This is a genomic window from uncultured Christiangramia sp. (assembly GCF_913046405.1).
GTDB classification, from domain to species: Bacteria; Bacteroidota; Bacteroidia; order Flavobacteriales; family Flavobacteriaceae; genus Christiangramia; species Christiangramia marina.
Genome location: NZ_CAJWRQ010000112.1, coordinates 1 through 9,059 on the forward strand (window position 1 = coordinate 1; position 9,059 = coordinate 9,059).

The following is a 9,059-nucleotide window of genomic DNA, read 5'->3' on the forward strand; positions in this document are numbered from 1 at the left end:
TGCTGAATTAATTTACTCCCAACCTTACCCGGCCCAAACAGAGCGAGATTTATTATTTTCATTTGTGTAGTTTTTTTGTTGAAATATGGGTCCTAAAAATTTGGCTACCTGGTCGGTTTCGATCAAAAATGCATCATGTCCATGAATAGATTTAATCTCGTAAATGCTGACATTGTTTTTAAACAAAGACAGCTCCACGTATGTGTTCCAGTTTTCTTCTGCCAGGAAGAAAAGGTCGGTATCTATCGTGATCATATGTATATGACCTTTAACCTGGGCAGCCACTTCAATGGCGCTTTGTGAGTCGTTTGAAATATTGATCGTAGTCAATAAATGGTTCATCAATTTATAGGAACTCAAACTAAAGCGCGATCTAAGTTTACTTCCGTGATGCTCCAGCCAATTTTCGACCTTAAAACTATTCGTAGTTTCGTCTTTTTCATTTCTGAATTTGTAGCTAAGCGATTGTGGTGTGCGATAAAAGGTCATTGCATGCATACGCGCATCCTCCAATGGATTCTCACTATTATTCAAAATCCTGTCCTGAATTTTGCAGTTGGCGAGAAGCCAGTCGGTAGATTTCAGATCGGTTGCGATCGGAATCACATGCAAGGCAAGGTCTGGTTTTAGAGCTGCCAGCTGCCAAGCTAGTGCTCCGCCAATAGAGGCTCCAATAATCGCAAATAGCTCGGTGATATTTAAGTGTTCCAGAACAGATAATTGAATTCTGGCAATATCTTTCAAGGTAAACTCTTTATAATGATGAAAGTTATCTTCATCATTCTTCAGAATTCCATTTCCAGGAATGTTGATGCAAAGAATAGAATAATGATCTGTATCTATGCTAGCTCCAGGCCCCACAATATCACTCCACCAACCTCCTGAACCGCAAACCTGGGCATTGCCGGTAAGCGCATGATTCACCAGAATCACCGGAGCAGTTCCAAGTTTTCTGCCAAATAACTGGAAACAGACATCTATGTTCTGGACTTTGCCGGCACTATTCGTGAAATCTGTTATACTTATTTGTTGTAACATAAAATTGAGGTTAAACCAAAGCCGCGTACATTTCATACGGGCTCCGGCGATTAAACCAAACTAAAATTAAACAAGTGATTGTTGAGCAACCTGGGCGAAAGCCTGCTTCAAATCTGCTTTCAGATCTTCTGTATCTTCAAGTCCTACTGAAAGCCTTATTAGATCCGGTTTAACTCCGGCAGATAATTGTTCTTCGTCTTTCAACTGCTGGTGAGTGGTACTGGCAGGATGAATAATCAGCGATTTGGTATCTCCAATATTGGCAAGCAGTGAAAATACCTTGGAAGCGTCCACTACTTTTTTAGCAGCTTCATAACCTCCTTTGATCCCGAAAGTCACTAGTCCGCTTTGTCCTTTTGGTAAATACTGCTGAGCGATATCGTAGTACTCGCTGGACTCGAGGCCTGGATAATTCACCCATTCCACTTCCTCCTGCTGCTCCAGCCAGGTGGCTAGTTCCAGCGCATTTTTGCTATGTTCGTTGATTCTAACTTTCAGCGTTTCAAGTCCCTGAATGATCTGGAATGCGTTAAACGGACTCAGTGCAGCACCGTGATCACGAAGGCCTTCAATTCTGACTTTAGCTATAAAAGCTGCTTCCTGCAATGCCTCGTGATAAACCAATCCATGATATCCTGGAGATGGCTCGGTGAATTCAGGAAATTTTCCACTGGACCAGTCGAACTTACCAGCGTCTATGATCACTCCACCAAGACTGGTTCCATTCCCTCCGATATACTTGGTTAGAGAGTGTATTACGATATCTGCTCCGTATTCTATTGGATTCAAAAGGTAAGGTGTGGCTACGGTATTGTCCACGATAAACGGCACTTTGAATTCCTTTGCCTCTTTGGAAATTGCTTCCAGATCCAGAACATCCAGCTTTGGGTTCCCTAGCGATTCAACAAAAAATACCCGGGTATTTTCCTGTGCTGCTTTTTGGAAATTTGCAGGATCACGGGGATCCACAAAGGTGGTTGTTATGCCAAATCTTGGCAGTGTATTTTGTAAAAGGTTGAAAGTCCCGCCATACAAACTACTACTGGCTACAATATGATCGCCGGCCTTTAGTAAAGTTAGTAATGCGGTATTGATCGCAGCAGTTCCAGATGCTGTAACCACAGCTCCAATTCCACCTTCCAGTGCTGCCAGCCTTTGCTCCAGTACATCATTGGTGGGATTATTTAAACGGGTATAAATAAAACCTGGCTTTGCAAGAGAAAACAGATCTGCTGCATGCTGACTATCGTTAAAAACATAGGAACTGGTCTGGTAAATTGGTACTGCTCTGGTTCCTCCATTTTGAGTGGTATCGTGTCCTGAATGTAATGCCTGTGTTGAAAATTTTTGAGTACTCATGATATAAATTTTTAAAAATTGTAAATGATTGAAATAAAAAAGTCCCCCTGATATGCTATTACCAGGGGGACTTTTGAATTGATTCCTTTTTTAAAATCTATATTCTCGAGTTCAGGTAATAGCTATACATGCTGCACATACACATCATCATGCGCATGTTCATCATATTTTTAACTGTTACCTGTAATTTCATAATTGTAAGTTTTATGTTCTAATTTCAATTTTGGCAATAAAAAAAGCCGCTGCGGTTGGCAGCGGCTTTTTGCAATATATATTCTTTCAGAATTATGCAATAAGATGCGCTGCGGTAGTTCTCCACATCATACACATCATCATATTGCAAACTGTTCTGTACATTGTTCTAAAATTGTTTTACAAAGATAACGGCAGAGTTTTTTATTATCCAAGCTTTTGCGTACTTATTTTTTTATCCTTCTAGAAATTACAAAGTCTAACCCTCGTAAATACTGATAGTTACGAAGTATATTTTTTTTAGTTGCGTTAGGGATTGAGCGAGTTGTTTGAGCTCTTTTGGTTCTTTTTCGAACCAAAAAGCGAGTCGCGAAAGCCCGGCGCGAGACCGGAACGGGCGAAGCGCAACGCCCTGATTATTCCGAAAAATGCAACTGTAATTCCACGTCCTTTAAAATGGCGTTAAATCGATTTGCTATCCTTTTAAATTTTATACATTTGTATCAACTTATTGAAAGGGATAGATTTGACTGATTGCAACCCTCTACATCACATCGATGTTTTAAAATGCTAAAGCAGAATGGTAATTACACTCCTTTTTAGCTTCACATGTCAAATTTTTCCATTCTTATAAACTTAAAAAGTAATTGAATGGCTTATTTATTTACTTCAGAAAGTGTATCTGAAGGACACCCGGATAAAATTGCAGATCAAATTAGTGATACGTTACTGGATAATTTTCTTGCCTTCGATGGCGAATCGAAAGTAGCTTGCGAAACTCTGGTTACAACCGGGCAGGTAGTACTTGCTGGTGAAGTTCGAAGTAATACATATCTGGATGTTCAAAATATCGCGCGTGATGTGATCAATGATATTGGTTATACAAAAGGTGCTTATAAATTTAGTGGTGATAGTTGCGGTGTGATCTCCTTAATTCACGAGCAATCCCAGGATATTTACCAGGGTGTGGATCGTGGAAAGAAAGAGGAACAAGGTGCTGGTGACCAGGGAATGATGTTTGGTTATGCGACCAATGAAACTGAAAACTATATGCCGCTGGCATTGGATATTTCACATCGTATCCTTATTGAACTGGCTAAACTTAGAAGAGAAGGAAAGGATATCGAATATCTAAGACCTGATTCCAAGAGCCAGGTGACGATTGAATATAGCGATGACAACGTGCCTGAAAGAATCGTTGCAATCGTGGTTTCTACGCAGCATGATGATTTTGACCAGGATGATGAGAAAATGCTGGCGAAGATTAAAAAGGATATGGTTGAGATTCTTATCCCGAGAGTTAAGAAACAGCTGCCAGATTATGTCCAGGAATTATTTAATAATGATATTATCTACCATATTAATCCTACCGGTAAGTTCGTAATTGGAGGTCCGCATGGTGACGCAGGACTCACCGGTAGAAAAATTATTGTAGACACCTATGGCGGAAAAGGTGCGCACGGTGGCGGTGCATTCTCTGGAAAAGATCCTTCTAAAGTAGATAGATCTGCCGCGTATGCTTCCAGACATATTGCCAAGAATTTGGTGGCTGCAGGAGTAGCTCCTGAAATTCTGGTACAGGTTTCTTATGCAATTGGAGTGGTGGAACCAACTTCTATTTCGGTTTATACCTACGGAAAGAATAATACAGATCTTTCTGATGGTCAGATTGCCGAGAAAGTTCGTGAAATTTTTGATATGAGACCTGCTGCGATCGAGGAACGACTGAAGTTAAGGAATCCAATTTACCGTGAAACCGCAGCGTATGGACATATGGGAAAAACTCCGCGTATAGAAACAAAGGTTTTTGAAAGTCCGTACAATGGTAAGATCACCAAGAAGGTGGAACTATTTACCTGGGAGAAACTGGATTATGTAGATAAGATCAAAGAGAGTTTCGATTTGAAATAGAATCACACTAAAATATATAAAAAGCCTCTTAAAGTTAGAGGCTTTTTTATTGGATCAAATCGTGTACTGCCCACCAGTGACCTGTACTGTTGAGCCGGTCATATAACTGGAATCTTCGGAAGCTAGCAACACGAAAGCTGCTGCCAATTCTGCAGGCTGTCCCGGTCGTTTCATAGGGTTGTCACTTCCAAAATTCTTCACCACATCCTCTGGCATGGTAGCCGGAATAAGCGGAGTCCAGATTGGTCCCGGAGCTACACAATTTACCCGAATCCCTTTGTCTGCCAGCAATTGCCCCATACTTGCTGTAATATTCTGAATCGCACCTTTAGTAGCTGCATAGGCTAAAAGGTCTGGACGTGGATTGTATGCGTTTACTGAAGTGGTATTCACAATGGTACTGCCCGGTTTCATATGAGGTTCGGCCGCTTTGCATAAATAGAACAGGGAGTAAATATTCGTTTTAAAGGTATAATCCCATTCTTCTGCTGAAATCTCCTGCAAAGAATCTCTCGCCATCTGGTAAGCTGCATTATTAACAAGGATATCGATCTGGCCAAATTCAGCAATAGCTTTTTCTACTATACTTTTACAATGTTCCTGATCACCAATATCTCCCGGAACTAAAACTGCTTTTTTCCCTGCCTCTTCTACCAGTCTGGCTGATTCTTTAGCATCCTCATGTTCTTCAAGATAGGAGATCAATACGTTTGCCCCTTCCCTGGCAAAAGCAATTGCCACTGCTCTTCCAATTCCGCTATCTGCCCCGGTAATGATCGCGTTTCTGCCTTTCAGTTTACCTGAACCTTTATAGGATTTTTCACCATGATCTGTATCCGGATCTATGCTACTTTCTGTTCCCGGTTCACTCTGGTTGAGATTTTCAAAAGGTGGTTTTGGATATTTTTCCTGTGGATGTTCCATAATTATTGATTTTATAGGTTTCTCTAAAATTATAGAATGGATCGATATATTAGTAAAGCAGATGTTGTAAACTTTCCCTAAATAATTATGGAAAAGCGCGATATTTTTTATCAATTCTTCGGAAAACCTTAACAAGCGAACGCTGTTTTAATTCCTAAATTGAAATTCCACCAAGAGGAAATTCTATGTCTTTATTTAAAAAAGTTCGTGATACGGTTAACCTTCTAAAATCGGTTGATCTGGATCAGCTCGCCAAGATCAATCAAAAGATCGATCTCACCGAGGCGATGAAAACTTTGGGCAAACTTGACGACCGTCAACTCGCCGGATTAATGAAAATGTTAAAAACCAAGAAGAAGAAAGGTCAGCACGACCTGCCTCCTATCGACGGTGATTTTTATAATCTGGATCTCAAGCTTACGCCGGAACAACGGGAAATTCAGCTTAAGGTTAGAAACTTTATGGAAGATGAGATTCGGCCATTGGTAAATGAATACTGGAAGAAAGATCAGTTTCCATTTGAAGTGATCAAAAAATTCAGCAAACTTAATATTGTTGGTGTTCCTTATGAAGGATATGGATGTCCAAACATGCCATTCTTGATGGAAGGCATCATAGCTCAGGAAATTGCACGTGTAGACGTTTCAATCTCTACCTTCTTTGGAGTCCACAGCGGTCTCGCCATGGGTTCCATTTATCTCTGCGGAAGTGAAGAACAGAAACAGGAATGGTTACCACAAATGGCAAAAATGGAAAAGATCGGTGCCTTTGGCCTTACCGAACCTAATGTGGGTTCTGGTGTTGCTGGCGGCCTCGAAACTACCTGTCAATTTGATGGAGAGAACTGGATATTGAATGGTCAGAAAAAATGGATAGGAAACGCCACTTTCGCTGATGTAATCGTTATCTGGGCTCGGGATCTTGACTCTGGCAGAGTGAAAGGTTTCCTGGTACGTAAAGAAAACCCTGGTTTTTCAGCAGAAAAAATTCAGGATAAAATGGCATTGAGAATCGTGCAGAATGCGATCATCACGCTTAAGGATTGCAAGATCCCTGAAGGTGACCGATTGCAGAACGCGAATTCTTTTAAAGACACTGCCAATGTTCTTAGAATGACCAGAGCCGGAGTTGCATGGCAAGCGGTTGGATGTGCCAGAGGTGCTTATGAAAGCGCTTTGAAATACACCAAAAAAAGAGAGCAGTTTGGGAGACCTATTGCCTCTTTTCAGCTTATTCAAAATCATCTTGTGGAAATGCTTTCAAATCTTACAGCGATGCAAACGCTTTGCTTTAGATTATCAGAAATGCAGGATCAGGATCTACTTACAGATGAACATGCAAGTCTTGCGAAGGTTTACTGTAGTATGAGAATGCGTGATGTGGTAAGCAGAGCAAGAGAGGTTCTTGGTGGAAATGGAATATTATTAGAATACGATGTAGCTCGTTTTGTAGCAGATGCCGAAGCGATCTACAGTTATGAAGGAACTAAAGAAATCAATTCATTGATCGTTGGCCGTGCAATTACCGGTTACAGCGCATTTGTGAGTTAAATGAAAAAGAAAATTTATGTCAGTATTAATCGTTGCTCCGGGAAGAGATTCGGAGGCATGGGTAGAAGCATTAAAAAATCAACATCCGGGAATGAATATTTATACCTATCCGGAAGAACATGACCCGGAAGAGGTAGAATTTGCGCTAACCTGGAACCACCCAAGAGGATTATTCAAGAATTATCCGAATTTAAAAGTAATTGCAAGTATGGGTGCAGGTGTGGATCATATTTTAAGTGATAATTCCCTACCTGAAAATGTTGCAATTACAAGAGTCGTAGACGAAACACTTACCGAAGATATGGGAGATTTCGTACTTAGCCAGGTAATGAATCATATTCGTAATCTTCATGGTTATGTAAAATCCCAGTATAAAAAACAATGGGACCGGTCTCAATATAAACGACCACAAAACACCAACGTCGGAATTATGGGACTTGGTGTTTTAGGTAATGCCGTCGCAGATAAATTACACAAGAACTTTTTCAAAGTGTCCGGTTGGTCAAAAACAGAAAAGGATTGTGATAATGTAACCAGCTATTACGGGAAAGATCAATTGGAAGAATTTTTAAATAATTCTGAAATTTTAGTTTGTCTTCTTCCTTTGACTGAAGACACTGAAAATATTCTGAATGAAGATCTTTTTGATATGCTACCAGAAGGTGCATACGTGATCAATGTTGCTCGTGGTGAACATCTCGTGGAGCATGATTTAATGAAAATGATCGATAATGGTCATCTTTCAGGAGCATCTTTAGACGTATTCCGGGAAGAGCCGTTACCGGAAGAACATCCTTTCTGGGAACATGATCGTATCAATATCACTCCGCACATTGCCAGTGTAACCAAGCCGGAATCTGTGGTTCCGCAGATCGCTGAAAATTACGATCGTATGAAGGAAAATCAAGACTTGAAGAACAAAGTTGAAATGGACAGAGGTTACTAATTGATTTACTATGGATACATTTAAAAACATCATGGTAGCGGTAGACTTCAACGATAGCATTGGTGAATTAATGATCTTTGCTGATAGTCTTGCTGAAAAATATGAAGCCAAATTATGGGTTTTGCATGTGGCAGATCCAGAACCAGATTTTGTTGGTTATGAACCGGGACCTCAATATATTAGAGATCTTCAAGCTGAAGAATATCGCGAAGAACATCGTAGTCTTCAACAGGTGTGCGATAGTTTTATAAGCAAAGAGCTTGAACGTGACGCTTTACTTATTCAGGGATCAACGGTAAGCACCGTTCTTGAAGAAGCTAAAAAACTGAATGTAGATTTGTTGATCGTGGGAACTCATAAGCACAGTTTCCTTTACAATCTGCTGAATGAAAGCGTCTCGATGGAACTGATTAAAAAAGCTGAAATTCCCATGTTAACGATACCAATTAATGAATAAAAAAAATCCCCGTAATCACGGGGATTTTTTATTTTAGTATAAAACTGAAAGATTTGAATAGCAGCAAAGAAGAACTTCTAAAAGTTCTGGAAACTATAGCGCCATTTATCCACAGAACTCCGGTTCTAACTTCTAAGTTGATCGATGAAATGGCCGGCTGTGAAATTCATTTTAAGTGCGAGAATTTTCAAAAGATGGGTGCATTCAAAATGCGCGGTGCGATGTACGCCATTTCAAAGCTGTCTGAAGCCGAAAAAAATGCCGGTGTAGTCACACATTCTTCAGGGAATTTTGCGCAGGCGTTATCTCTGGCAGCTAAAAGTCTGAATGTTCCTGCTTACATTGTAATGCCCGATTCGGCTCCAGAAGTGAAAAAAGCTGCGGTTCGAACCTACGGCGGAAAGATTACAGAATGTCTCTCTACTCTTCAGGATCGGGAAGCTACAGCTAACAGAATAATGGACGAGAAAGGAGCAAGATTTATACATCCTTCTAATGATATGAATGTGATCCTGGGACAGGGAACTGCGGCCACCGAATTATTGCTGGACCATCCCGAACTGGATATGATCCTTTGTCCTGTTGGCGGTGGAGGACTCATTGCCGGAACCGCTATCTCCACTCATGTTTTGCTTCAAAACTGTCTTTGTATTGGTGCAGAACCTATGGAAGCTGATGATGC

The 9,059-nt window shown here is 40.6% G+C and carries 8 protein-coding genes; 5 read left to right on the plus strand and 3 right to left on the minus strand.

What is annotated here, in order from left to right; all coding sequences use genetic code 11:
* Positions 1 to 24: 24 nt before the first annotated feature.
* Complete coding sequence (locus tag QZ620_RS12385; protein ID WP_295182131.1) at positions 25 to 1,038, minus strand: alpha/beta fold hydrolase; 1,014 nt, start codon at positions 1,036 to 1,038, stop codon at positions 25 to 27.
* 66 nt (positions 1,039 to 1,104) lie between these two features.
* A complete protein-coding gene (locus tag QZ620_RS12390; RefSeq protein WP_295182133.1) occupies positions 1,105 to 2,397 on the minus strand; it encodes an O-acetylhomoserine aminocarboxypropyltransferase/cysteine synthase family protein in 1,293 nt (430 codons plus the stop codon).
* An 843-nt stretch (positions 2,398 to 3,240) separates the two neighbouring features.
* Between QZ620_RS12390 and metK the strand changes: the two genes are divergently transcribed.
* Positions 3,241 to 4,500, plus strand: a complete 1,260-nt coding sequence (metK, locus tag QZ620_RS12395; RefSeq protein ID WP_295182134.1) for a methionine adenosyltransferase — start codon at positions 3,241 to 3,243, stop codon at positions 4,498 to 4,500.
* Between the two features lie 54 nt (positions 4,501 to 4,554).
* Here metK and QZ620_RS12400 read toward each other — a convergent pair whose 3' ends face one another.
* Positions 4,555 to 5,424 carry an SDR family oxidoreductase gene (locus QZ620_RS12400; protein WP_295182135.1) on the minus strand — a complete coding sequence of 290 codons (870 nt, stop codon included), beginning with the start codon at positions 5,422 to 5,424 and terminating at the stop codon, positions 4,555 to 4,557.
* A 185-nt stretch (positions 5,425 to 5,609) separates the two neighbouring features.
* On the opposite strand from QZ620_RS12400, the gene QZ620_RS12405 reads away from it, so the two are divergent.
* The 4 genes from QZ620_RS12405 to QZ620_RS12420 form a co-directional block, all read left to right on the plus strand.
* The gene (locus QZ620_RS12405) at positions 5,610 to 6,974 is read left to right on the plus strand and encodes an acyl-CoA dehydrogenase family protein (RefSeq protein ID WP_295182137.1); all 1,365 of its coding nucleotides are present in this window, start codon (positions 5,610 to 5,612) and stop codon (positions 6,972 to 6,974) included.
* Between the two features lie 16 nt (positions 6,975 to 6,990).
* On the plus strand, positions 6,991 to 7,920 hold the full coding sequence (locus tag QZ620_RS12410; RefSeq protein WP_141878602.1) for a glyoxylate/hydroxypyruvate reductase A: 930 nt from the start codon (positions 6,991 to 6,993) through the stop codon (positions 7,918 to 7,920).
* A gap of 10 nt (positions 7,921 to 7,930) precedes the next feature.
* The gene (locus tag QZ620_RS12415) at positions 7,931 to 8,377 is read left to right on the plus strand and encodes a universal stress protein (protein WP_295182138.1); all 447 of its coding nucleotides are present in this window, start codon (positions 7,931 to 7,933) and stop codon (positions 8,375 to 8,377) included.
* 53 nt (positions 8,378 to 8,430) lie between these two features.
* A partial coding sequence (locus QZ620_RS12420; RefSeq protein ID WP_295182139.1) for a pyridoxal-phosphate dependent enzyme occupies positions 8,431 to 9,059 on the plus strand: 629 nt, incomplete at its 3' end.